Origin of the sequence: Gemmata sp. SH-PL17 (assembly GCF_001610855.1) — a bacterium.
Lineage (GTDB): Bacteria > Planctomycetota > Planctomycetia > Gemmatales > Gemmataceae > Gemmata > Gemmata massiliana.
Genome location: NZ_CP011271.1, coordinates 4116208 through 4141394 on the forward strand (window position 1 = coordinate 4116208; position 25187 = coordinate 4141394).

Annotated in this window: 19 protein-coding genes; 7 read left to right on the forward strand and 12 right to left on the reverse strand. The window is 63.6% G+C overall.

The window, feature by feature from the left end; translation table 11 throughout:
• The first annotated feature begins 103 nt into the window (after positions 1-103).
• From VT84_RS17205 to VT84_RS17225, 5 genes are all read left to right on the forward strand, one after another.
• The gene (locus VT84_RS17205; RefSeq protein ID WP_239465876.1) at positions 104-820 is read left to right on the forward strand and encodes a transposase; all 717 of its coding nucleotides are present in this window, start codon (positions 104-106) and stop codon (positions 818-820) included.
• A 29-nt stretch (positions 821-849) separates the two neighbouring features.
• Complete coding sequence (locus VT84_RS17210; protein ID WP_082839639.1) at positions 850-2214, forward strand: transposase; 1365 nt, start codon at positions 850-852, stop codon at positions 2212-2214.
• Between the two features lie 17 nt (positions 2215-2231).
• On the forward strand, positions 2232-2912 hold the full coding sequence (locus VT84_RS17215; RefSeq protein WP_204249783.1) for a hypothetical protein: 681 nt from the start codon (positions 2232-2234) through the stop codon (positions 2910-2912).
• Between the two features lie 194 nt (positions 2913-3106).
• Positions 3107-3277, forward strand: a complete 171-nt coding sequence (locus VT84_RS17220; protein WP_082840392.1) for a transposase family protein — start codon at positions 3107-3109, stop codon at positions 3275-3277.
• A 31-nt stretch (positions 3278-3308) separates the two neighbouring features.
• Positions 3309-3506 (forward strand): hypothetical protein, encoded by a 198-nt coding sequence (locus tag VT84_RS17225; protein ID WP_157469563.1) that lies wholly within the window; start codon positions 3309-3311, stop codon positions 3504-3506.
• A 53-nt stretch (positions 3507-3559) separates the two neighbouring features.
• Here the strand turns inward: VT84_RS17225 and VT84_RS17230 are convergent, their stop codons facing one another.
• The 3 genes from VT84_RS17230 to prfB form a co-directional block, all read right to left on the reverse strand.
• Complete coding sequence (locus VT84_RS17230) at positions 3560-5182, reverse strand: protein kinase domain-containing protein (protein ID WP_052553915.1); 1623 nt, start codon at positions 5180-5182, stop codon at positions 3560-3562.
• A 100-nt stretch (positions 5183-5282) separates the two neighbouring features.
• A complete protein-coding gene (gene tsaE / locus VT84_RS17235) occupies positions 5283-5744 on the reverse strand; it encodes a tRNA (adenosine(37)-N6)-threonylcarbamoyltransferase complex ATPase subunit type 1 TsaE (protein ID WP_082840394.1) in 462 nt (153 codons plus the stop codon).
• Between the two features lie 110 nt (positions 5745-5854).
• Positions 5855-6980 (reverse strand): peptide chain release factor 2 gene (gene prfB, locus VT84_RS17240; protein WP_157469564.1). Its coding sequence is split into 2 segments (ribosomal slippage): positions 5855-6910 and positions 6912-6980, totalling 1125 coding nucleotides; the frame shifts between segments, so codons are not numbered across the junction.
• Positions 6981-7123: 143 nt separating this feature from the next.
• Here prfB and VT84_RS17245 point away from each other — a divergent pair.
• The gene (locus tag VT84_RS17245) at positions 7124-7858 is read left to right on the forward strand and encodes an SDR family oxidoreductase (RefSeq protein ID WP_052555590.1); all 735 of its coding nucleotides are present in this window, start codon (positions 7124-7126) and stop codon (positions 7856-7858) included.
• Between the two features lie 55 nt (positions 7859-7913).
• Here VT84_RS17245 and VT84_RS17250 read toward each other — a convergent pair whose 3' ends face one another.
• From VT84_RS17250 to VT84_RS17270, 5 genes are all read right to left on the reverse strand, one after another.
• Positions 7914-9839, reverse strand: coding sequence for a hypothetical protein (locus tag VT84_RS17250; RefSeq protein ID WP_082840395.1), 1926 nt, complete (start codon positions 9837-9839; stop codon positions 7914-7916).
• Between the two features lie 394 nt (positions 9840-10233).
• Positions 10234-14013, reverse strand: a complete 3780-nt coding sequence (locus VT84_RS17255) for a PVC-type heme-binding CxxCH protein (protein WP_082840396.1) — start codon at positions 14011-14013, stop codon at positions 10234-10236.
• Between the two features lie 161 nt (positions 14014-14174).
• Positions 14175-15140: a S1C family serine protease gene (locus tag VT84_RS17260; RefSeq protein ID WP_052553927.1), complete on the reverse strand. Its 966-nt coding sequence runs from the start codon at positions 15138-15140 to the stop codon at positions 14175-14177.
• A gap of 239 nt (positions 15141-15379) precedes the next feature.
• Positions 15380-15958 carry a fused DSP-PTPase phosphatase/NAD kinase-like protein gene (locus VT84_RS17265; RefSeq protein ID WP_052553929.1) on the reverse strand — a complete coding sequence of 193 codons (579 nt, stop codon included), beginning with the start codon at positions 15956-15958 and terminating at the stop codon, positions 15380-15382.
• A gap of 367 nt (positions 15959-16325) precedes the next feature.
• Positions 16326-17330 (reverse strand): zinc-dependent alcohol dehydrogenase family protein, encoded by a 1005-nt coding sequence (locus VT84_RS17270; RefSeq protein WP_082840398.1) that lies wholly within the window; start codon positions 17328-17330, stop codon positions 16326-16328.
• A gap of 194 nt (positions 17331-17524) precedes the next feature.
• Between VT84_RS17270 and VT84_RS17275 the strand changes: the two genes are divergently transcribed.
• Entirely contained in the window at positions 17525-20812 is a 3288-nt protein-coding gene (locus tag VT84_RS17275) for a serine/threonine-protein kinase (RefSeq protein ID WP_157469565.1), read from the forward strand.
• A 269-nt stretch (positions 20813-21081) separates the two neighbouring features.
• Here VT84_RS17275 and VT84_RS17280 read toward each other — a convergent pair whose 3' ends face one another.
• From VT84_RS17280 to VT84_RS17295, 4 genes are all read right to left on the reverse strand, one after another.
• Positions 21082-23100 carry an amino acid transporter gene (locus tag VT84_RS17280; RefSeq protein ID WP_052553935.1) on the reverse strand — a complete coding sequence of 673 codons (2019 nt, stop codon included), beginning with the start codon at positions 23098-23100 and terminating at the stop codon, positions 21082-21084.
• A gap of 195 nt (positions 23101-23295) precedes the next feature.
• The gene (locus VT84_RS17285) at positions 23296-23835 is read right to left on the reverse strand and encodes a DUF4112 domain-containing protein (RefSeq protein ID WP_157469566.1); all 540 of its coding nucleotides are present in this window, start codon (positions 23833-23835) and stop codon (positions 23296-23298) included.
• A complete protein-coding gene (locus VT84_RS17290) occupies positions 23778-24632 on the reverse strand; it encodes a sialidase family protein (RefSeq protein WP_162271739.1) in 855 nt (284 codons plus the stop codon). The genes VT84_RS17285 and VT84_RS17290 overlap by 58 nt, the downstream gene beginning before the upstream one ends.
• A gap of 84 nt (positions 24633-24716) precedes the next feature.
• On the reverse strand, positions 24717-25187 hold the full coding sequence (locus VT84_RS17295; RefSeq protein ID WP_052553941.1) for a TIGR02996 domain-containing protein: 471 nt from the start codon (positions 25185-25187) through the stop codon (positions 24717-24719).

The window sequence follows — 25187 nt, forward strand, 5'->3', positions numbered from 1 at the left end:
GTGAAGGCCCTGAGCTCGACTGGTGCCGATTCTGAGGGCCGTCCGTGGTGAGGTATCATGGGGTTGCTGAAGCTCCCGTGGCCCTCGCCCACGGACGGCCGCCATGATTCTACCACCCGAGGCGCACGCGCTGGTGCAGGTGCTCGCGCTGCACTTCACGAGCCCCACGTACCAGCGGTTCTCGGTTCTGTTGGTCGGTGCGCTTGTGAGCACCGGTCGGCGCACCGTGGCGAACCTGCTCCGCACGCTCCGGCACCTGGCCCCGGGGCACCCCACCGACTACCGCCGGGTGCTCTCCCGCGCGCCCTGGTCCGGGCTCGCGCTCGGGTGCGCGTTGATGCGGTTCGTGCTGGATCACATCGTTCCGGACGGTCCGGTGCGGTTGGTCGGGGACGACACGGTTGACGGGCACAAGGGGCCGCACGTGTACGGCAAGGCCCGGCACCGGGACCCGGTGCGCTCGACCCACTCGTACACCGCGTTCCGGTACGGGCACAAGTGGGTGGTGCTGGCCGTGCTGGTGAAATTCCCGTTCGCCACCCGCCCGTGGGCGCTACCGGTACTCATCGACCTGTACCGGTCCGCGGATGACGACCGGAAGCGGAACCGACCGCACCGTACCCCGGCCCGAATCATGTGCAGCCTGTTGCGGCTCCTGCTGATCCGGTTCCCGGACCGGACCTTCGTGTTCGCCGGGGATTCGGGGTACGGAACCCACGACGTGGCCCGGTTCTGTCATCGGCACCGGGGCCGACTCACGTTGGTCAGCAAGCATCCCTTTCAACACAGGCGTGTGATCCGTAATAGCCTACGGGGGTAGATGTTGCGTGGGCATGATGAGGAGCACGGATGTTGCTGGATGCGGTCCTTGAGCGATTCATCGCCCACAGCCCGATGGCGGTTGCGATCCGGGGTGCGTTTGAGTACGCGCTCGATCCCGGGCACCTGGATGACCTGTTCGTGCGCATCGCCGGGGATCGGGACGACCGCGAGCTCCTGTTCTCCACATGCGTCGATCTGATGGCCACGGTCGTGTGCCGGGTGAAGCCCTCGGCCCACGCCGCGTACCAAGCGGACGACCACCTGCCGGTGTCCGTTTCGGCCGTGTACGCCCGCCTGGCCCGGGTTCCGACCGCCGCCGGACGGGAACGGGTGCAACACACGGCCGAGCGGTTGGGGCCGGTCATCCGGGCGATGGGCGGAGCGGAAGTGGAACCGCTTCCCGGGTATCGAGTAAAGGTGCTCGATGGGAATCACCTGAGCAAGACCCAGCGGCGCCTCAAGCCGTTGCGGGACGTGATCGCCGGGCCGTTGCCGGGGCAGGCCCTGGTGGTCCTTGACCCGGCTCTCGGGTTGGCCATCGACGTGATCCCGTGTGAGGACGCCCACGCCCAGGAGCGGTCCCTGCTCGACCCGATCCTGGCGACGGTGGATGAGAACGACGTGTGGGTCGCGGATCGGAACTTTTGCACCACCGGGTTCCTGTTCGGGATCGCCCGACGGAACGGCTCGTTCGTGATCCGGCGGCACGCCGCGACCCTGAGTTGGGACCGGGAATCGGACTGGGTCGAGGTGGGTCGGACCGACACCGGAGCGCTCGCCGAGCAGACGATTTGGCTGACCGAGCCGAGCGGGGCCGAGTTGGCGGTGCGCCGGGTGCGGCTCACGTTGGACCACCCGACCCGTGATGGGGACGAGGTCATCGAGGTGCTGACGAACCTGCCGGCCCGGGCGGCGACCGGGGCACGAGTGGTCGAGCTGTACCGGGGGCGTTGGTCGGTCGAGGGGCTGTTCCTGCGGTTGACAACGGTGCTCCGGTGCGAGGTGAACGCGCTCGGTTATCCGCCGGCCGCATTGTTCGGGTTCTGCGTGGCGTTGGCCGCGGGGAACGTGTACGCGGGTGTGAAAGGAGCGTTGCGGGCGGCCCACGGCGCGGGGCGCGCGGACGGGGTCTCGGATTACCACTTGGCGTTGGAGGTATCGGGCGCGTGCCCGGGGTTGTGGATCGCGGTCCCGGCCGAAGCGTGGGTCGAGATCGGCGTATGGTCGGTCGGCCGGATGGCCGAATGGCTGGTGGGGTTGGCTCGAGGTGCGAACCTGGGGCGATATCGGAAAGCCACGCGGGGACCGAAGAAACCGCGCCCACCCCGCACCCGGTTCCCCGACGCCAAACACGTCGCCACATCACGACTACTCAACGATGAACAGACGTGATGCATTGAAAGGGATGGTTGGTCAGCAAGCTACACCCGGACGCGAACCTGTTCGACCCGCCCTCGCCGTACACCGGCAAGGGACGGCCCCGAGTCAAGGGCGACCGGTGCCCCAAGCCGCGCCAAGCGGTCGCTGCAGCCACGACCTTCACCCGGCTGGAGGTCGGGTGGTACGGGGGCGGGACGCGGACGGTCCAAGCCCTCGGCGGCACCGGTCACTGGTACAAGGCCGGTCGCGGGCTGGTGCCGGTGCGCGGGGTGTTCGTGCGGGACACCACCGGCACGCACCGGGACGAGTACTTCTTCACCACCGACCTGGACCTGGGGCCGGCGGCCGCGATCGGTCACTACTGCGGTCGCTGGAACATCGAGACCACGTTCCAGGAGAGGCGCGCGGAATTGGGCCTGGAGACGACCCGCGGGTGGCGCGAGAAGACGGTTGTGCGTGCGGCCCCGTGCCTGTTCGGGTTGTACACCGTGACAGCGATCCTGTTCCACGCACGGCCCGAGGCGAAACGAACCGGGAGCGTGGAATGGCCGGGCAAAACCGTCACCACGTTCTCGGACGCGCTCGCCGCCGTGCGCCGGTGGCTTTGGGACCAGGCCCTTTTGCCACAGGCCGGAGACGGCACCACTCTCAATAAACTCCCCGACCGCGTGCGGGAATTGCTACTCACGGCGCTCGCCCCGGCCGCTTGAGCGCACTCAGAATCGGCACCAGTCGAGATTAGAGCCTGTTATGAACCTGGCGCGTGTGGAAACGCTTTGATTTCAGCGTGACGGCACATGCGTGCCAGACGGCCGCGACCCTCTTTCCATGTCCCCGCCCTGCGAAACTGCAAAAGCGCCGGGAAACCGAGCGGCGATCTGACCCAGGTTCATAACAGGCTCTAATCCCTCGCCAGAAGGCGGGGAACCGTCGGGTGTCGCGGCGTCGGATCGTGGTCGAGCACGGGATCGGGAAGATGAAGGTGTGGCGGATCGCGGCCGAGCGATACCGGAACCCTCGCCGTCGGCACACTCTCATCATCAAGAACGTCGCCGGGCTCCCACTGACCTTTTGACCTCTGCCGATCCCGCCGCCAGGTGGCGGTGGTGCAGAAACTCAAAGGGAAGACCGTGTACACACTGCTGGGTGGGTCCGCGCACGTGCGGAAGCCGTTCTGGGGTCGGCACCTATGGGTCCGGGTCCGCCGGAGCAGTGGGCCGGTGACCGATGAGGTGATGAAGGAGTGCATCGAGAACCAGGGCCGGTCCGGGGGGTGCAAAGTTCGGGGTCGAAGGGCTGAGTAGCTTCAGCCGGAGGTCTTCAGTCGACCTCCGGTCGGAACAGGACTTTTAGTCCGCTACTCGAAGCCACCGCCTGAAGTCGGTGGTGCGTTTACTAAACGCGGCTCGATCCAGCCTCCGTGAGCGCCTCTGTGATTCCCAGCCGTGCGCAACCCGAGGGTGAGTACACTGACTCCAATCACATCCAGGTCGCAGGCTTCTTTTGGCGTACCAACCCCCATGACCTTCGAGTGCCAGAGTTCTTTGCCGTCGGCGGTCACAACGAACACGAGCGGCCCGCTCCATTCATCGGAGGAGTCGATCATCGCGACCTCGGACTGAAACCGCGCGTACTTTTTATCGAGCGAATACGAGGTAAACATCTGTTGGCCGAACGAAGGGGCGCCGTGCATGAAAAGCCCGTGCGGTGACAGAACGCCGCGGACACGAACCTTGCCGTCGACGTGCGGCGGGAGGTGACCCGGGGGCGGAAACTCGTAGTAGTCCAACACGGGCAGTTCCGAGATGAACTGCGGGGCCGTTTCTTTCGCGACGGGTGTGTTAGTAGGTGTGGCTGTTTTCCCGCGGTCGCGTGTCAATGCTGCACCGAGTATCACCCCGGTCGCTACGAACCACACGCATGCGACGAGCGCCAGTACGGTTCGGTGCCGGCGCCAGAACGAGCGCCGGGCCGCTTCAATCACTTCGGTGTCGGAGTCGCGGTCGAAGCCGTCGCGGATGTCCTGGAGGCGCTTGACTACGGCCGCCGCTGTTGCGGGTCGGTCGGAGGGGTTCTTCGACAACAGTTCGGCAATCAGGTTCGAGAGCGGTTCGGGGATATCGGGGTTCAACTTGCGCACGCGGGACGGGGTGTCCGCGACCAGTGCCGCGGCCTGTGCGATCGGGTTGATGGCCGCGAAGGGCTGGTGTCCCGTAGCCATCGTGTAGAGAACGCACCCGAAACTGAACAGGTCCGTGCGCTGGTCGAGTGCCCACCCGCGTACCTGTTCCGGGGACATGTACGCGGGGGTGCCTACGACGGCACCGGCTTCGGTCAGGTGCGTGTCTTCGTGGATGTCGCGGACCAAGCCAAAATCGAGGATCTTTACCCGAGGAGTGAGGGACGAAGCCGAGTCGGTCGTTTGTCCGCGCGTTTCGGCTTCGAGCCAGATGTTGCCCGGTTTGATGTCACGGTGAATCAGTCCGCGTTCGTGAATTGCGCTTAACCCGGTCGCGGTTTCTTCGGCGATTCGGAGTAACTCGTCGAATTCCAGAGGCGTCTTGTTACGGAGTCGCGTCTCCAGTGATTCGCCTTTGAGCAACTCCATCGCCAGGAACATCGTCCCGCGGTCTTCGCCGGTCTGGTACACGGTCACGAGGTTGGGGTGCTTGATCGCGGCCAGCGCCCGGGCCTCGCGCAGGAACCGCTCCCACCAACTCCCCACGTCCTCGCCGGGCGGCAGGCACATCACTTTGAGCGCCACGTCGCGCTGTAGTGTCATGTCTTCGGCGAAGAACACTTTGCCCATTCCACCGGAACCGATGAGCCGGAACACGCGGTAGTTGCCGAGTCGCCCGAGTTCGCCGGGCAGGGCAGGGGCGCGGAGGAACGGGAACGTGGCGGATTCGGGCAGCACGACCCGACCCGCACCCGCGCCGTCCGGTAAACCGTGTCGGTCGCTGCGAATGGTGATGGACATTCTTTTCGGATCTCCCGCGTCCGTCGAAACGGAGTATCGCACTCAACAATGCGGTGCAAATGCCGGGAGTGCAAGACGGTCGGGGTAGGCCGAAGTGGTTCTAATCGAGCCGCTTAAGGAGATTGCAGTAAGTTTCGCCCGTGGCCTGAACCTGGAACCGCCGCCGGTTCGCGTCGATGATCTCGATTTCGATGCGCAGATGGTCGACGGGAAAAGCCGCGGCCACCTTATCGGCCCACTCAACGATACAAACGCCGTCGCTGTGGAAGTATTCGTCGGTGCCCAACTCCGCGAACTCCCTCGCCCCGCTCAGGCGGTAGGCGTCGAAGTGGTAAATGGGCAAGCGTGCGGGGTATTCCTGAATGAGCACGAACGTGGGGCTATTCACTGCGGCCGGGTTCTTCACGTTCAGCCCCTCGGCGATGGCGCGCGTGAGGTGCGTCTTCCCCGCTCCGAGTTGGCCGATTAAGGCAATCACTGCACCGGGAAACAGCAAGGCCCCAAGCCGGCGCCCAAAGGCTTCCGTTGCTGAGAGATCGGGGATGTCGATGATGTGAGTCATGGAGGGCAATCAGCCACGGATGAACACCGATAGCACAGATCGGACAAGAGATAGCTCAAACACTGCTTTTCGTTTGATCCGTGTTATCGGTGTGCATCCGTGGCTGATTCTTACTTCGATTTCGTCTTGTTCGCGCGGGCCGTCTTGTGGCGCAAGTAGGCGTGCATGAACTGGTCGAAGTCGCCGTCGAGCACGTCGCTGACGGCAGGGGTTTTCACGTCAATGCCGTCGCGTTCCTCGCGCACGAGCGTATACGGCTGCATGACGTAACTGCGGATCTGCGAGCCGAACGCGATTTCGCCCTTCGCGTCGTAACTCTTCACCGCGTCCCCGATGCGCTTCTGCTCCTCGATCGCGTAGAGCCGCGCTTTGAGCAACTTGAGCGCGTTGTCCTTGTTCTTGTGCTGGCTCTTATCGACGCGGCTCTCGGCCCGGACCCCCGACTTGTGAATCAGTCGCACGCCGGACTGCGTCTTGTTCTGGTGCTGACCGCCGGGGCCGCCGGTGCAGAACGTCTGGATCTCGTAGTCCGTGTCCTTGACGACGATTTCGATGTCGTCGGGCAGTTCGGGCAGCACGTCCACGGCCGCGAACGAGGTTTGGCGGGTGTCGCCGCCCCCGAACGGGCTGATGCGCACCAACCGGTGGACGCCGATCTCGGACTGCATGTACCCGTAGGCGTAGGGGCCGACGATCTTGAACGACACGCTCTGAACCCCGGCTTCGAGGTTCGGTTCGATGTCGATCTCGTCCTTCGGGATGTCGAACCCGTGGTTCGCGGCCCAGCGCTGATAGGCGCGGAACATGATGTTCGCCCAGTCGCACGCATCGGTACCGCCGGCGCCGGGCTTGATCGAGACGACCGCCGAGCACGAGTCGTGCTTGCCGCTCATCATCGCCTGGAGCTCGAACGCTTCGTACTGGTGCTCGGCTTTAACCAGCGCGGGTTCCAGTTCGGCCTCGAACGCCGCGTCCTCGTCCGCGAGTTCGGCCATCGCGGTGATGTCGTTGGCGGCGGCCGTGAGTTCCTCGTAGGGCTTCAGCAGCGAGTTCAGCACCTTCAGTTGCGAGATAACCCCCTTGGCTTTCTCCTGGTTGTTCCAGAAGTCGCCTTCGGCCTGCTTCGCTTCCAGTTGGTCGCGCGCGGCGGTTTTGCCGCGCACGTCAAAGAGAGTCCCGCAACTGGGTGAGGCGGGTGCAGAGTTCGTCGGTTCGGCGGCGCAGGTCCGGGTTCATCGCATTACCCTTCGGAAGGTGCGGCCACACGGCCACACGTGAAGTTAGACAGTAGCATATCGAAGAGGGTTCAGAGCCAGAAGAGCAAGACGTGTTGCCCGGTGGTGACGACGCGGAACCCCTCCCAAATTCAGGCGCGCACAATGAGCAAATTGGCCAACAAGGTCGCCGTGGTCACGGGCGGCGGGTCCGGCGTGGGCAAGTCGGCGGCCGCGCTTTTCCTCAAAGAAGGGGCGAAGGTCGTAATCGCTGGGCGCGACGGCGCTAAGCTCGCGGCGGTGGAGAAAGAACTGAACGCCGGTGACTCTCTCCGCACCCTCCCCACGGACGTAACCAAAGTCGAACAGTGCCAAGCACTCATCGACTTCGCCACCAAGACGTTCGGCCGGGTGGACATTCTGGTGAACAACGCGGGCACGAACATCAAGGACCGCACCCTGCGGGAACTCACGCCCGAAGCGTGGGACATGATGATTCGTACCAATCTCGACGGCGCATTTTACTGCACGAAGGCCGTTTTGCCGCAAATGTTCGACCGCAAGGACGGGGTGATTGTGAACGTCGTCAGCGTCGCCGGGAAGCGGGCGAACCCCCTGGGCGGTGCGGCATACGTTGCGGCGAAGTTCGCGATGGGGGGACTGGGGCTCGTTCTCTCCAACGAAGAAAAAGACAGCGGCGTCCGCGTGAGCAACATTTACCCCGGTGAGATCGACACACCGATTCTCGCTGCCCGTCCGAAGCCGGTTAGTGAGGAACAACGGGCCGTCATTCTGAAGCCCGAGGACGTGGCCGAAGCCGTACTTTTCGTCGCGAGCCTGCCGGCCCGCGTGTCGATCCCGGAACTGGTCATCAAGCCGACCGTGCAGATGTACTGGTGATTGTGCTGTCACTCTGGGGCTGGCGCACGGATGGCTGCCCCGGTCCGTTTGAACCTCACCGCGGGAACCGACCCGGAGGGTAGTAACCGGAGTTCATCTGGTTCGGGTCGCGCATGCTCATCAGCTTGTCGAACCAGTCCATCCCCGCGCTAACGAGCGGAGCCAGCCCGCCGTTCTGGACCTTCGGCTGAAACAACTCGAACCGGAGTTCGTCTCCGGTGCGCTGTGCGGTCAGGAGCGCGGGGGGCAATTCGCTCAGCGAGGTTTGGAACGCGACGCGGGCCTTTTCCACGTCTTTCTGAAGCGCCTCGTGAACGGCCACGTTGCCGCCGCCTGGGGGTAGCCGGAGCGGTTCGACCGGGCGCACGGGGCCGCCGGCAACGGGCTTCGTCTCGAACGACGCGACGAGGTCGCCGATGTTAAGGGTGCCGACGAGTGCGAGACCGCCGGAGGGGAGGGGCGCTTCCTTGTTGTTACCCGCGACGGAGTTTGCGGCGTCGGGTGCGGTAGCTGCGGCCACGAGCTTACGGTCCAGGCCCCAAACCAGTACCGAGTCCTTGCGCGCGTAGTGGACCGCGGCCTTCCACGGTAAACTGGTGCCCGCGAGCGAGAGTATCTTCACATCCCCCGTCGTTTCCGTTGAAGGTTGCGCCGCGTCCTTCTCTCCTGCGATCTCCGCAATCAGTTTCGGAACGAACGCTTCCAGTTCGGTCGCCGCGTCCGCGTCCTCTGCGTGGACCACGAACATCGGGATCGGCTTCGCGCCTTTCGCCAGATCTTGTTTTGTGGGCACTATCACTGTGATCGCGCGGATCTTCGCGAGCACGGTGTCACTCACCGACATCTTGTACTTCGCGTCGAGGTCTTTCACCACATCGCTCGGCAAACGGCCGAGTTCGCCGCTCCCTTTCGCGAGTGCGTCCAACAGGCTGAGTACGGCCGCCGCACGGTCCTTTTCGGGTAGATTCATTGTCGCGGCGAACGACGCGGGTTTGCGGGCGTGGTGGAGCGCATCGATCTTCACCGCGGGGCCGGAGAAGGCATCAAGTAGCGGGCTTTTTTGTGCGGGGTCGAATCGCGTGCCGATCACGAGTGACGATCCGCCGTCGCGGAACTGCACGCACCCGGCCACGGTCTTCAGTGCTTTCGGGTTGGTGACGAGCTTGAGCCAGGCGAAGAAATCGAGGTCCATCGGCGCACCGCGGAGGCGTGCGGCCGCGTCCAGTTTTGTGAAGAATTCCGGGGCATTGGCGTAGAAGAACAGTCCGGGCTTGCGATAGGTCGGCGCGCTGGTCTTGAAACCCTCGGTCGCGCGGAGTGAATCCTTCTCGTCCCCGCGGAACCGCGCGATGATCGGTGCGATCGCGGTTTTACTCGTGCCCGCGACGAACAGCCCCGGAACATACGCGAACGTCGGCTCGTATGTCCCCTCCACCAGTTTGTCGGTTGCGAGTTTCGGGTTGCTGCTCGGGTCGTAGTTGGTTGCCGGCGCGCGGTGTTGAAACACGGGCACCTTTCCGACTTCGCCCACGCGCCGGAGATCCTGGCTCGTGGTGACGAACGCGCGCGCGGCGAGTCCGGCCGCGGCGCTATCACCCGTGAGGACCGCGACCGCCAATTCGGGATCGCCGCGTTCGTTAAAGCCGATCAGCCCGACCGCGACCCCGCCGAGTTTGCGGAACTCGCCGAGTACCTCGGGCGACATTAACAGCGCGAGTTGCGCGAGTTCCTGTTTCGCTTTGAGTTCCGCGAGCGTCTTGGCCCCGTCCTTTTTGCCGTGAATGAACGGGATGCTGTCTTCCAGCGGCGTGCCTTTGAAGACTGCGGCGAGTTGGGGGCCGAGTTCCGCGGGGTTGTGCAGTTCGGCATACGCGAGCGTGTTCGGCGGGAACACGTCCGCGACATCGGTCGGCGCTGCGGTCGCCGTGCCCACCGTCAGAACGAAACACGCGCCGAGAGCGAGGAGAGTTTGTCGAGCCAAAGGGCTACTCCGCGGGGCTGCCGTCGTTTAGGAGCGGCAGTGATCGGGACTTTACAAGGGTAAGGGTAATAGTCGATATTGCTATTCAGTTTGCGGAAGCGCTTTCGATGCTGGTGGTGGCCAGCAGTAACATTTGCTAACGTTCTCGGAGGCAGAATCGGCTCCTCCGCACCAAAGGCTGGAATTGCCAGGGTTTCACAACGATTCGCCTTCTGTTCGATCGCCGAAAAGGGTAAAAACGGCTAACATTCTTCACGAGGTTGTTACCCTTTTGTTTGCAATTCCGTGGATTCTGTCAAAATTCTTCTCGTCTGTACTACCTACTCATCCCTCTGTGTGCCGCGAATAGGTTTGGTGGAGATATTCTCGCCTACTATACAGACGAGCAATGGTCTCATTTCGTTGGTTTAAAATCGGTTTTTGTTGCCCAGGCCAGACCGTTGACGAGGAGCCGGGTGAAGTTCTCGTCCTTAAAGTCGTCCGGGTGGCCCAAAGAGGTGTAGAAGACCCGCCGGCCGTCTTTCTCCCGCACCCACGCGACCGGTTCCGATTCCTTGCCCATTGTCCCCCGAAGGAGAACGGTCACGTCGTCCGTGACGTTGGGATTTTTATACAGGCTGCCGTTCGTCTTAAACGGCTTTACGTCCTTCAGGATCGCGTGATCCTTGACTTTCTCGATCGCGTGTATCTCGGCGGCGCCGGCGCCGAAATGTCCCTTGTAATCACCGCCGAACACGTTCTTGTCCATTTCCAGCCACTTCTGGAACCCGTGGCTCGCGGTGCGGATGCCCACAATCGGTTTGCCGGATTTGACGTACTTCCTCACCTGTTCGAGCGAATCTCCGTCGATCTGGAGCCGGCGCGTAAAGAAGACGGCGACGTCGCACGTTTCCAACTGCTCCAAACCCGACAACGACGTGTCCTTTTCTGCTTTCGCCGATATCAGCACGCACTCAACCGAGTAATTCGCTTCCAGGTACTTCTGAAACGCGCTCAGGGAATCGTCCGATTTGTACTCGAACGATCCGGACACGAGAGCGATTTTCAACGTATTTGCGCCCTTCGCGTTGGGCTTGGGTGCTTCCGAAGAACCCCTCCCCAATCCCTCCCTCAAGGGGAGAGGGGCCAGATCCAGTCGGTGGTTCTGCTCCCCCTTCCTTTCAAGGGAAGGGGGGCGGGGGGTTAGGTTCTTTTCTTCTTTCTTCGCATCGCTCGCCAGATACGCGAACAGGTCCGCGATTTGTGGTTCCGTGAGCGTATCGAGCAGCTTCTCCGGCATCAGCGACACCGGTGACGGCTTCAGGTCCGCGACGTCGGCTTTCGCGAGCGTCGTTTTCGTGACCTGATCGTTCACAACGTTCGTGACGACGATCGATTCACCCGTCTCTGTGACGATCCCGGAGAGCTTGCGGTCGTCCTTGGTTAATACGCTGTGAACGACGAATTCCGGACGAATGTAGCCTGACGGATCGACGATCTGCGTGAGCATGTACCCGCGGTTCTTGCGGTCCGCGGTGGTCAGGTCCGGACCGACTTTGCCGCCGTCGCCGTGCAGTTGGTGGCACGCGGCGCAGTGTTTGGTGAAGAGCACTTTGCCGTTCACGGCGTCGCCGGGTTTTGCCCGCCCGAGCGCGGTACTCAGCCACGCGATACGAGCTTGCTTCTCGCCCGCCGTTGCGGGCGCGAGTTTCCCGAAGTGCTTTTCGACGAGGGTTGTGACCTCTTTGTCGCTGAGGTTCGTCGCGGTGCGGGCGTTGTCCACGGTCACGTCGGTTTTGGGGAACTTGCCCGCGTCCAGTTCTTTGAGGAGCATGAGCGCCCACGCCGGGCGCGTGAGCAGGAGCTGCACCGCGCGCTTCTTCACGGCTGGGGTGTAGCCTGGGTAACCCGCGAGCACTTTTTCGCCAATAGAGGCGTGCTCGAACGCTTCGAGACCATCGAGTAGACCCGTGCGCAAATTATCCGACTTCTGCACGGAGAGTTGCTCCAGGAACAGTTCTTCCGCGCGCGGGTCACGCACGTCACGCAGAAGAGCGATCGCACGCAAGCGGTTCCCATCACCGATTGATTCGTCTGTTACGAGGTCACGGAGGGCGGATCGGGCCGAAGGATCTTTCATCCGCGCCAGCACTTCGAGCAGAAGCAGGTCTTTTTTTCGCTGCTGTCGCAGTTGATTCAGTGGCGGTTGGAGGGAAGGGGGGATCGCATCGAGCGGTTGTGCCCGGAGCGCGGTGGCGATGCCTCGAAGTACGGGCGCGATGTCGTCGTTGGCGCCGGTGGTCAGGCCGAACAGGGTGCCGATGCGCTCGCGCCCGCGGGTGACGTTCCCGGACATGAGCCGGCGCGCGACCCGCTCGTTAAAGAAGTCTGCAAGCTTTTGGATCGGTTCGTTGGCGTAGGGGAATCGCACCATGTCGGTCGTGTCGCGGCGGTTGCAGTCTTCGAGCGCCCACCACACGAGGAGCGGTAACTGCGGGTCGTCGCCCACCAGTGGGTTCATCATCAGTGCGGAAACGATGTCGTACTCCTGCGGCGGGGCGAGCCGGCGAATGGAGCACGCGATCTGCGCCACCACCGCGTAACTCTTTTCGCTCGCGGCGATGCCCCCCAGGGCCAACTGCGTCGCGCTCGAAACGGCTTCTTCGTCGCACATGAGCCGAATCATCCAGGCGCGGACGTACTCGTTCGGGTGCTCGCCGATGTTGTCGAAGTCCCGTTCCACCCACCCATCCGAGGACGCGAGTGCCCACAGCGCTTCGAGCGCGAGCGAGCCCTTCTCGGTAATGAGCCACTTCCGTAACTTCGGGTGAACGCTCGCGTCACCGCGTTCGGCGATGAGCCGGCGCGCTTCGGTGCGCCACCACTTGTTCGGGTGCTTCAGCAACTCCGCGAGTTCGGATGTGGACTTCTTCCGCAAGTCGAACGGCTGTTGCTTTGGCGGCCCCTTGTAGTCGATGCGGTAAATCCGGCCGGTGGCCTTGTCCCAGTTGTCCACCGGGTCGAGGTGCGCCGCGCGCCGGTCGTAGAAATCGGCGACGTAGATGCACCCGTCCGGCCCGAGCAGGCAATCGACCGGGCGGAAATGTGAGTCGTCGGTGGTCATCAGTTCGCCGCCGTGACCGGCCGTGAACGACGACTTGTGCGGTTCGAGCTTGTGCCAGTGGATCGCGTTGGAGAGCAGGTTCGCGGCGATGTACTGACCGCGATACTGTTCCGGGTACCGGTCCGCGTCGTACAGCACGCCGCCACACGTGACGTGCCCGCCCTTAAAGTCCTTGTACGGGACGTGCTCGAAGTAGCCGTAAGTGTAGGGGTTGTGGAGCGGGCCGTGTTTGCTGAAACCCTTCACGTAGTATGCGCCCTGCATCTGGTGCAGGCACGCGAACCCGCCCCAATTGGTCCCCGCGATGATCTGGCCGTTCCTGTCGAAGTCGAGACCGTAGGTGTTCCCGCCGCCTTCACTGAAAAGCTCGAACCGCTTCGTTTTCGGGTGGTAGCGCCAGATGCCCTGCTGGAACTCGATGAACTCGGGACCACCTGTAGCAGATGGCACCGGCGGCTTGATCTTGCACGTGCTCGTGCTCCCCGCGGCGCCGTAGAGCCAACCGTCCGGCCCCCACTGGAGCGAATTGGCGAGTGAGTGCGTGTCGTCCATGCCGAAGCCGGAGAGCAACACTTCGGGGTCGCCGTCGGGCACGTCGTCTTCGTTCTTATCAGGGTAAAAAAGCAAGTACGGCGGCTGCACAACGTACACGCCGCCGTTACCGATGCAGAACCCGCTCGTGATGTTCAGCCCGGTCACGAAATCCTTCGACTTGCGGAACACACCGTTCTCGTCCGGGTCGGAGAGAATGGTGATCCGGTCCAACCCTTTCGGTCCCTTCGGGGGCGCTTCCGGTACCTTGTCCCAGATCGTGCGCAGGTACTGGTCCTGCTTCACGGGCTTGAGTCCCGCGTAGTTCGGGTACTGGAGGTATTGCAGCACCCACAAGCGCCCGCGTGCGTCGAAGCTCATGCTCACGGGCTGCCGGATCATCGGCTCGGCCGCGATCGTGCGAACCGAAAAGCCTTCAGGCAGTTTGAACCGCTTCGCGGCTTCTTCGGGTGTCAGACCGTCGGCGAACGCGAACGGTGCGCAGGAGAGAAGTGCGCAAAGCGAGACGAGGAGGCGCATGGTGGGACTCCGTGCGAATAGCCAGACGTGCAGAATGCGGCAGCGCGCGGAGAATTGCAAGCACCGACTCAGTAACGATCGGGCCGCGGGCACCCCATAAGGCGATGCCCGCGGCCCGATTAAACAAACGGGTCGGAGCGAAACCGGTTGTTCAGTCGTGGTTAATCCCGAACCTTCGCCCGAGACGGCCCGACGTTCTTCAGCAATTTCTCGACCGTCGGACGGTACTTCTCGGGCACCTTGTCGAGACTCGCTACCTCGATCGTTTCGTCGCCGGACTTGATGGTCACCTTGTCCGCAGTTGCTCCGTCGGCTCCCACTTGGCCGGTGATTACGAAATTCACGCCGCTCTGCGTCGCCTTGACGACGAATTTCCCGTTGTTGATCGACACAGAAACCGAATCACCGGCTTTGTTGTTTTCGAGCGCTTTGGGGTTCGTGGGGAGCCTCTGGGCCTCGGGTTGTGGAACGACTTCCGGGGCGGGCAACTCGATCCCCTTCAGCTCGACCTTCTTCCCCTTCCGCACGACGACCGCGTTCACCTTCTCGCCGGGCTTCACCGCATTCACCTGGCGGGTGAAATCACGCGGATCATTGCTGACGGGCTTTCCGGCGAACTCGATCACAACGTCGTGAACTTTGAAACCGCTCTTTGCTGCAGCCGAACCTTCGAGCACACCAGCGACGGCTATGCCCGAGTTTGGATCGAGGCTAAGTTGATCCGCCACCAGCGGCGTGAGCGGTTCGAGTTGAACTCCCAGTCGCGCGCGATCAGAAGCACGACCGAGGCTGAATCCCGGGAACCCCGGTCCGGGGCGCGGGATCTCGTTCGCCCCGCTTGCCAGCGCCTTCATCAGCGCGGCGCGGGCTTCGTCCAACTGTTTCCGGGCTTCCGCGTCGTTCGGGTCTTTGGCCAGGGCTTCCACCGCTCGGAACATCTGTTCCTGGGCCTTTTTGAGATCGGCAGAGAAGGGCGACTTCCCTTCTTTCGGGAGTGCTTCTGGGGTAGGTGGTTTGGGAGCCTTCGGCTCGTCCGCGTGCGACATCGAAAAGCCCAGCGCGAGGGCCAACGCAGCGGACCCGAGCACAGCGCTTGCTGCGCCGGTGCGGATTCGGATACCGGACATCGTGGGGAAACTCCTGTGTTGTGAGAAACGGCAGCTCTCGACTTGCGCGCGGTTGGGGGACACAAGTGGGAGCAAATTGAGCGATGATGCCTTGTCCACCCGGGCCGCAGACGCGGCGAAAATGTGCCCGGAGGTTACAGGATTCTACGTTCCTGAAATGTCCGGAGTTCGTCCGCGCGACTGGAAGTTTGTTGCGCGGAGAATCGCAATCCGGAAGAAAACAGTGGTGCGGACCGGAGCTACGCCGCGGCGCGGTTTTCGGCGTGATAGTTGCGCAAGTACCGCTCGATCTCTTCGCGGCTTCTCCCGGGTTTAAAACCGTAACTCTGCATTTCCGCGATGGCTTGGTCCGCGCTCCATCCCTGGCGGGCCATGCGGAAGAGCGCGCACATGGTCCCGGTCCGGTGAATGCCCGCGAAACAGTGAACGAGTACCGGTTGGTTGGTCGGATCGCTCACGATGTCCAGGAACGATTTGACGACCTGTTCGGCGGGAAGTTCGCCCTTCTTATCCACGGACCACGAGCGCGGGACGATACGCATGTGTCGGGCGCCGTGCGCCGCGCACACATCTTCTTCCCACGCATCGGGGAACGGGCGATCGGGGTTACGCACGGTGCGCAGTGTCACGACCGTTTTGATGTGGTACGCGCTCAGAACCAGTTTCAGCCCGGTTTGAGTCGTTTGGCCGCTGCGGTAGAGCACACCCGGTTCGACTGTGTGAAAGTTCCGGGTGTGGTGTTCCACGCCCCACGCCAGGAGCGACCCGCTGGCGACGGTCGTGCCGGCCATGAGTGCCAGAAACCGGCGCCGCGTCATCGTGCTTCTCCTGTGCGTACTTCGTTTCCTGTCATTATGTGGACCGGCGGGTGCGGCAGCCGAATCGTGACCCGGCACCCGTGCCCGAACTCGCTCTGAACATCGATTGTGGATGTGGACCGCTCCCGGCGGTTGGAGCCGCGGTGGTGCGTCGGGCGGGCGAAGCGATCGCCCGCCCGACCGACGCACAGATCGTTGCTGAGCTACGAGCGCCCCAAACATCGGCACTTTCAACAGTCTGCTAGTAGTCAGGGGTGAAGCGAGCTATGCGAGCGCAACCCCTAGCGGACTGTCTTCTGTCTGATCCGCGTAATCTGCGTTATCCGCGGCTCTTTTCCTGCTTTTGCTCCGTCTTGAACCGCTGTGTTCACACGCTCATGACGACTTTGCCGAAGTGCGAGCCGCTTTCCAAGTATTTGAATGCGGCCGGGGCTTCGGCGAACGGGAATACGCGGTCGATGACGGGCCGAATTTGCTTCTCCGCAATTATGCAGTTCATTTGCTCGAACATCGCGCGCGAGCCGACGAACACACCCTGAAGCCGGACCGCTTTCATCAGGATCGGCAACGGGTTGAACGCTCCCATACCGGAAAGCACCCCAATCAGCGCGACGTGCCCACCCGTTTTGACCGCCTTGACCGAGCGCTCCAGCGTTCCCGCGCCGCCGACTTCCACGACCACATCCACACCCGCTCCGCCGGTCTGTTGACGCGCCCACTTATCCCAGCCCGCGTTCGTGCGGTAGTTCATGCCCGCTGTGGCACCGAGTGCCGAGGCGCGAGCGAGCTTCTCGTCGCTGCTGGACGTAATGAGTGCGCGTGCGCCGAGTGCGTGCGCGAGTTGCAGCGCGAAGATGGAAACGCCCCCGGTTCCTTGCAAAAGTACGGTCGTTCCGGCACTCGTGCCCGCGGTCGTCAGTGCGTTCCACGCGGTGACCGCCGCGCACGGGAGTGTCGCGGCTTCCTCGAACGTGAGGTGGGCGGGAGTAGCCACCAGTGCACGCTCTTCGACCGCTACGAGTTCGGCGAACACGCCGTCGCGGTCGCTGCCGAACGTCGATTTCGCCGCCGCGTCGCTGATCGGTCCGTCTTCCCAGTCGGGCATGAAACAGTTCGCGACGCGATCGCCCGCGTTGAAGCGCGTCACGCCGCTGCCAGTTGCGACAACTTCACCCGCAGCATCGGAACCGAGGATTCGGGGGAACTGGAGCTTGGGGTTGTACAGCCCCTTCGCGAGCAACAGGTCACGAAAGTTCAGCGATATAGCTCGCACGCGGACGAGCACCTGACCCGGTCCCGGGGTCGGATCGGGCCGGTCTACAACAGCGAGATTTTCTAATCCGAACGTGGGTTGGATGACGAGTGCCTTCAAGGTATTGTTCCTCGGGCGACGGGACACGGCTTTCGACCTGTGCTACGGAAGACAACCCGTTTGTGAAGAAAACGGCGCGCCGCTCGCAATTTCGTGCTTCATCCCGGGCGCGATTTTGGTGGGCACGAAGCGGTTTTCACGGAATTCACGATTCTGTCGCCCGGATTACCTATGGTAAACTGAGCACAATCTGGTTGACGAATCGTCCACTCGCGTCTGGTTACTCGCTGATGGATTCGTCCGATTCGCTGAAAATTGACGAGAACCTCGCGCGATTTCTGGCCGCCTACGACCAGGGGCTTGAGGGCGGGGACACAGACGCGCTGACCGTCAACGTCCCATTTCAACCGGCCAACTCGTCCTCGGTCACCACCGAGCGCCCAGTCACGCCAATGCGCCCGGACGCACCGAACGAGGGTTCGCTCGGCGAACTGCTCCCGGACCCGGGATACCGGGGCGGGCGCTCGTCGCTTACACCGCCCCCCTCTCTCGCTGGTAACCCCCACCGCATCGGCCGGTTCGAGCTGCGCCGGCAACTCGGTAAGGGCGGTTGTGGCATCGTATTTCTCGCCTACGATCCGAAGCTCCGGCGCGAGATCGCGCTTAAGATCCCGCGCCCCGAGATGCTCCTCAACTTGGACGCGAAGCGCCGGCTCAAGCTCGAAGCGCTCGCGGCCTCGGAGTTCGATCACCCGAACCTCGTGCCGGTTTACGAGTGGGGCGAGATCGGCCCGCTCTGCTTCATCGCGACCGCGTTCTGCCCCGGTCTGACGCTCGCGGAGTGGATCGACCGGCAAGCGTTTCCCGTTCCCTTGCGGCAAGCGGCCCGGTTGGTCGCCACGGTCGCCGACGCGGTTCAGCACGCGCACGACCGCGGTGTGTTGCACCGCGACCTGAAGCCGAACAACGTGATTCTCCAGGAAGTGAAGGTCGAGGAGAACGACGAGGCGCCGGCGGGCGGCGTTCAGATGCGCGGGGAATATTTCATCCCGCGCGTGGTGGACTTCGGGCTGGCGAAACTGGCCGAGCGCGGCGGCCCCTCGGAGACCGCCACGCGCCAGATCCTCGGTACGCCGAAGTACATGGCGCCGGAACAGGCCCAGGCCCGGCGCGAGGACATCGGCCCGCCGGCCGACGTGTACGCGCTCGGGGTCGTTCTGTACGAACTGGTCGCCGGGCGCGCCCCCTACGACGGCGCGAGCGACGTGGAAGTGCTCCGGCAGTCCGTTGAGGGAAAGGCCGCGCCCCCGCGCCACTTCCGGCCCGATCTCCCGCGCGACCTGGAAGCGATTTGCCTCAAGGCGATGGCCCGGACCACGACCGAACGGTACCGTACCGCGATCGACTTCGCCGACGACCTGCGCCGGTTCCTCGACGGGCGCCCGACGATCGCGCGCCCGCTGGCGTGGTCCGGGCGCGCGATCCGGTGGCTCCGCCGTAACGACCAGATCGTGGCCATCGCGGTGCTCGCGGTGGTCGCCCTGTTCGTCACGCTCCTCGGTACGTGGAACTCGTGGCAGAACCGGAACCTCCGCAGTACCCACAACAAGGAACTCAACGACGTCCTCAGTAGTCAGGCCGAGCGCAACCGTTTCGATCAGCAGCGGGAGTACACGCGCCACGTGCGCGACGCATTCTACGCCTGGCGGGGCGGGAGCCCCGGAGTCGCTACCGACTCGCTTGATTCGGCCCGGCGCGCCGCGAGCGCGCTCGTGGAGTCGACGGACTTCCCGCTTGATTACCTCGCGCGCCTGGTCAAAGCGGAGCGGCTCCACATCGAGTGCCCTGCGGGAGCCGTGACTGCCCTCGCGGTTACGCCCGATGGGACGCGGCTCGCCACCGGCCATGCCGACGGGACGCTCACCGTGTGGGACCGCGCGACGGGGAACCAGCTCGGGACGCTAAAGGCGCACGCGGGCGCTGTAACGCACGTCGCGTTCGGCCTGGACGGAACCGTAATCGTGACCGTCGGTCGATTCGATGATTCCTCCTCGAATTTGACCACGTGGAGCGTCACACGGGCCGGGATCGTGGCCCCCGAATCGGGCAGCCGGCGCGTCGCTATCGCTGACGTCACCTGTTGTGTCGTAGCGCCCGACGGGAAGGCCGTGTTCGTCGGCGGCCCTAGCGGTTCCTTAGTGAAAGTGCAGTTCGCGAATCCGCAGGCGCGGCTCGTGGTCCCGGGCCGCGTGAGCGGGGCCGCGATTGTGGCCGTTTCGATCACCCCGGATGGGGCGAAAGTGCTCGTGGCCGATTCGAGCGGGATCACGTGCCGTCGGACCGCCGATTTGGAACAAGAATCGCTGCCCGCTCCGGTATCACGCGCGGACGTCACCGCAGTCGCGACTAACGCGAGCGGCGCACCTGTGATTGGGACCGAAGGCGGGACCGTGTTCGTTGCGGGCACGGCACCTCCGGGCGCGGGTAGCGGGCGCATTTCGTGGGTGGCAGTTAGTGGAACTAACATCGCGGCGAACGGGAAACCGGGCCGCGTGCGAATTGGCGACGCGGACCTCGCGACGGGCGATACGGGTGCGGTCCTCGCGGGGGCATTTTCGCACGATGGTAAGACGCTTTTCACGGGAAGTGAGGACGGGACCGTTCGGTCGTGGGACGTGGGGCGCGATCCGCACGAGCGAGCGGCGTGGAGCGAGGGACGGGTCGTTTCGATTACTGTTTCGTCCGCGGGTGGCGAGTTCGTCGTTGCGACCGATCGTGCCGTTCATCGTCACGGGACGGGGCCGCGGGTGAAGATCGCCGGTACGGTACGAGCGGTTCAGACCCTCAGCACCGGAGCCACGCGCGCGGTCGCGTTCGAGGGGAAGTCGGTCGTCGTGTCCGACTTTGCGGCGAGCACGTCACGCGAACAGTTCCGGGCCACGGTACCCGGGCGCCGGGCACCGACCGCCGTCGCGCTCACACCGGACGGCGCGCGACTGGCAATCGGTGACGACTCGGGTCACGTTACCGTGTGGTCGGTCACGGACCGGGCCGTGATCGAGACGATCGATACCGGTTCGCGGCACGCGGTGCGCGACCTGGTCGCCTCGGACGACGGCCGGTTCGTTGCGACGCGCACCCCTGTCGGTGTGTGCGCGTGGGCGCTCGGTACGCCCGGGCAGTTCACGACGATCTACGCCGACGAGCGGTCGGTGTTCCACTTCCTTCCCGGTGGTGACCGCATCGTGACCGCGGGGCGCGACGGCGGGCTGATCGTGTGGTCCGTGAGCGGTCGAGAGGAGATGCGGTTGCTCGGGCACGTCGGGCGCGTGACCGGCTTGGGCGTTTCCCCCGACGGGCGCACGCTCGTCAGTGGGTACGCAACGGGCGAGGTCGCGTTCTGGGATCTGAAGACGGGTCAGGATCTGTTCGTGATCCGGCGGCACTCCACACCTGTGACCGCCATCGAATTCTCTGCCGACGGCAAGTTCATGGTCACGGGCGGGGACGGCCAAATTGCGGTGTGGGATACCCGGGATTAGTCCCGTTTCAGTTTCCTTGTAGCGAGAGGCACCCCCGTTATCGTCGCGGTTCCACACACAGGTAGCCCCGCTCCCTTGCGGTCGCGGCTCGTTTGGTCGCTACGTGGATCTCGAAACGAGACTAGTGCTGCGGGCGAAAGCCGCAAGATCACAAGTCTTAATATCCAAAGCTGTTTAGTTCTCGTAGCCCTCCGCTCGTTGGCACGCGCGGTTCGCCCGGAGGATTTTGGCGAACCGCTCGTTGGCACGCGCGGGTGGTACCTCCACACTTACGCAGTGCCCGCGATGATAATGAGCGGGCGCTTCGACTCGTCGGGCTGAGCGCGGCGAATCAGGTCGCGCACCATCCACGGCACGTTGCCCTCGCCGAAGAGAAGGAAGCCGAGCGTGCCGGATACCGGGCTGTCGTCGGTCCACCCGAAGTGGACCTCTGGCGGGCGCCCGACCTTCGCCATTTCCAGCGCGAGCGCCGCGAGCGTGTGCGCGATCGATGCGGCCCCCGTGATCTTCACCACGTAGCGCCCCTCCTCGCGCGTGACCCGCAGCTCCGGCTCGTTCACGAAGTCGCTCGTGTCGTCCAGTTCCACCTCGACGAACACGATCATCAGGTCGCGCGGGATGCGGTGCTCGCGCCGGATCTGGCCTTCCTTGTTGGCGAGGCTCCGGCGCCCGGGGCGGTGCGGCACCAGAACCGTCAGTTCCAAGTCGCGGATCGTGTCCCACATGAGGCGCGATTCCGCGTCCGGGAGCTTGAACCCGGCGAACCGCAGCTCGCGGCTCCGCGCCCAGCGCGACCAGAACGACGTGACCAGAATCGCGAGGATGAAGAACGCCGCGATCTTAATCCCGTCCGGCTTCTCGAACACGTTGGCGATCGTGGTGTAGACGAACACCAGCGTGATGAGCAAAAACGGCCAGCACAACCGCGAATACCACCGACCCGTGCGCCGCTGCCAGACGTCGATGACGCTGGCGACGCAACCGCTCGTGATGAGCACCAGCACGCCGGTGGCGTAGGCCGCGCTCTGGGCGTCCACGTTCGCTCTGAAGATCACCGTCACAATAAGGTTGATGACCGTGAACATCAGCACGAGCGGGCGCGTCGCGCGGGTCCACTCGGGGGCCATGCCGTAGCGCGGGAGGTACTGTGGGACGAGGTTGAGCAACCCCGCCATCGCGCTCGCCCCGGCGAACCACAGAATGATGACGGTCGCAATGTCGTAGACGGTCCCGAACTCGTCGCCGAAGAACGGGAGCAACTTGCCCGCCCGGTTCTCGCCGTGCGCCAGGTACGCGAGCGCGCGGTCCTTGGCCTTCAGTTCTTTGTCGGCGACCCCGTCCCGTTCGGCCCCAGCCGCGTTCACTTTCACGAGGTGTTCGGGGGGCACCAGGCACGCGACCACGACCGACGAGCAGACGAGGTAAACGGACATGATCGCGGCCGCGGTGATGAGCAGTTTGCGCGTGTTCGCGACCCGGCCCTTCGGGTCTTTCGGGTCGTCGGTCGGGCGCCCCTTCACGAGTGGCATAACGGCGACGCCCGTTTCAAACCCCGAGAGGCCGAGGGCCAGTTTGGGGAAAATAATCAGGCTGATCGCGATGATCGTGAACAGCCCGGTGCCCGCGAGCGGGCGCTCCGATTCTTTCAGGTACCACTCGCCCGCGCGGATGTGCTCGATCAGTTGGTGGAACGCCTCCGGGTGCTTGACCAGGTGCGCCACGCCCGCTCCGATCACGATCCCGCTCAACAGCAGGTACGCGCCGACGATCACGACTGCCAGTCCGATGACCTCGCGGAACCCGCGCATGAACGACGCGCCGAGGAGCATGAGCAGGAACCCGGTCACGTAGATCGCTTGCCGGGTCTTCTCGGCGTCGTCGGGGACCGCGAGCGGCCAGTTCGGGTTCGTAATCAGGTGGACGGCCGCGTCCGCGCCCGAGAGCGTCTTCGTGATGACGAAGTCGGTGGCCGCGAACCCGAGCAGCGTCAGGACGAGCACCTTCCCGCCCCACCCGGAGACGAGCTTCGCGAGCATCCCGATCGACCCCTGACCCCCGTGCGAGCGCCCGCACACGTACCAGTAGATGGGCAGCGCGCCGAACAGCGTGACGAGGACGAGCACGATCGTCGCGAGCGGCGCGAGCAGGCCCGCGTTCTCGTAAGCGATGGACGGCTGGTAGCCGAGGGTGGAGAAGTAGTCGACGCCGGTCAGACACATCACCCACAGCCAGAAGGACTGGTGGTGCGGTTTGGCCGGCTCCGCGTGGGCACCGGGTTGATCGCTCATTTGAGGGGGAGGCGTGCCGCGAGCGAGCCCGCGCGACGGGCGCGGGCAGCGAGCGGTGAGAAGGGGCAGTTACAGGTGGATTCGCACCGCCCCAAAACCGAACGTTAGTCTATTGGGAAAAGCGACGAGAATCCATCGTCACATCCAATTCGTCGGGGCGCGGCTCAGACCTTGGCCGCGCCGTAACTGCTGATGTCACATCGCGTTCCATAACCACTTCACAGCAAACACGGTACCGACTATCCCTCCACCAACGATCAGGGCGAACGCCCCAAACGTGCCGATCAGCTTGAACCAACTCGATGCCGCGGCCGTCCGCCGGTTCTCGATGGCCCGTTCGATCAGGGCGACGTTCTTCACGTTCGCCTTATACAGCACGTCGAGGTAATCCCCGAAAATCGGAACCATCCCGAGCACCGCGTCGATCAGCAAGTTGAGCAGCATCTGGGCGATAACGACCGACGGCACCCCGAGTCGCGTGGCGGCGCGGAGAATGTACGCGCCGATCGCCGCGCTACTCAGGTCGCCCACAACGGGCAGAAGTCCGAGTAGCGTGTCGAGTCCGACCTTGAGGTTCGTGTTGGGCAGAGTGACGGCTTCGTCCATCACCTTCGCCAGAGCTCGGATGATCGCGAGTTCGGCCTGTTCCGTCTGCGTGGGAAGAATCCGGACGGTTGTCAGCTCCGGTACTTCTTGGGGTCCACGCTGTGGTACTTGATATGTGTTCGCTTCCACGTGTACGTGATCTCCAGCGTTCCCGCGGCGGACTGAATGATGGCAGGGTACGAGTATTCGCCCGGTTCGGTTTCGAGGTCCACGACCTTGGCCCACGTTTTACCGTCATCGGTCGAACGGGCGAGGCTGATCGGCGTGCGGAGCAGGGCGGTGGGGTTGTAAATCAGGAATATGTCCCCCTCTTTTGTCTTCACGCAGTCGATCCCCGAACTCGGGTTCGCGAGCTTCGTTTCCTCGGCCGGTGAAAACGTGGCGCCGCCGTCCGCAGATTCCGCCCGGCAAATCATGCGCGGGTTGCTCGACCGCATCAGTGCGACGACTTTCCCATCTTTCGTTTCAAACAGAGTCGGCTGAATCTGGTGGAACTTCTCCGGCACCGGGAACGGGTTCGAGCGCTTCCAGGTTTTCCCCTCGTCGGTGGAGCGATCCACGAACGGCGTCCAGTTGCGATAACTCTCCCACGAAGTCCCAGCGAGAATCGTGCCGTTCGCGAGCTGAATCGGCTTCGCGCGCACGGGACCGACGAGCGAGCTGGGCATGATTTCGGGCTTCGTCCACGTTTTACCGTTGTCCGTCGAAGTGCGGACGTACCCGGTCCAGTTGTCCGGCTTTGGGCCAGCTTTGTACCAGAGGAAGAGCGTCCCCTTTGTGGTCTTGAACAGCACCGGGTTCCAGCACGGCTGCCCTGGTTCGGTACCGAGCACCTTCGGTTCGCTCCACGCCTTCCCCTCGAAGGTGCTGGCCCAGATTTGCACGTCCTTCGCGCCTTCGTCCTTGCCGCCGAACCACGCGGCCATGAACTTGCCTTCTTCGTGCTCCACGATGGTGGAGGCATGGCAAGACGGGAAGGGAGCTTTCTCGAATATGAACATGGGGACGATTCAGTTAGAGGGAGTAGGCGGATACGAGGCGATGCTGAGTTTAAGGAAGTCCCAATCCCGGACACGTTCGCACACACGCGAAGCATCCTCAAACAGAATCTGCGATAACAGTGCGCGGGGTGGATTTCCCCCAATAACTGTTTTCGCTTCGCCAAAGCCCCAACCCGTCAGTTCGCGAACAAACGCAGTGGTCTTTACATTGTCCGAGAACCAGTCGAGTAAGAGGCTGAATCGCGAACCGACTATTTTTCGCCATTCTTCTGCGAGTGCGACACCGAAACCCACGAATCGTTCCGCACCCGGGGCCGCAGCCAGATTCCCTTCGTTCCGGGCGGTGGTGACCACGAGCCGCAAATACTCCGCCCTCACGGGCTCGTTGTGTTCATCGAGCCAGTCAGCATAGACTAGCCGCGCCGTATCATCGGCGGGGTCCACCTTGAGCGCGGCCAGAAACGCGGCTTCATCGGACAT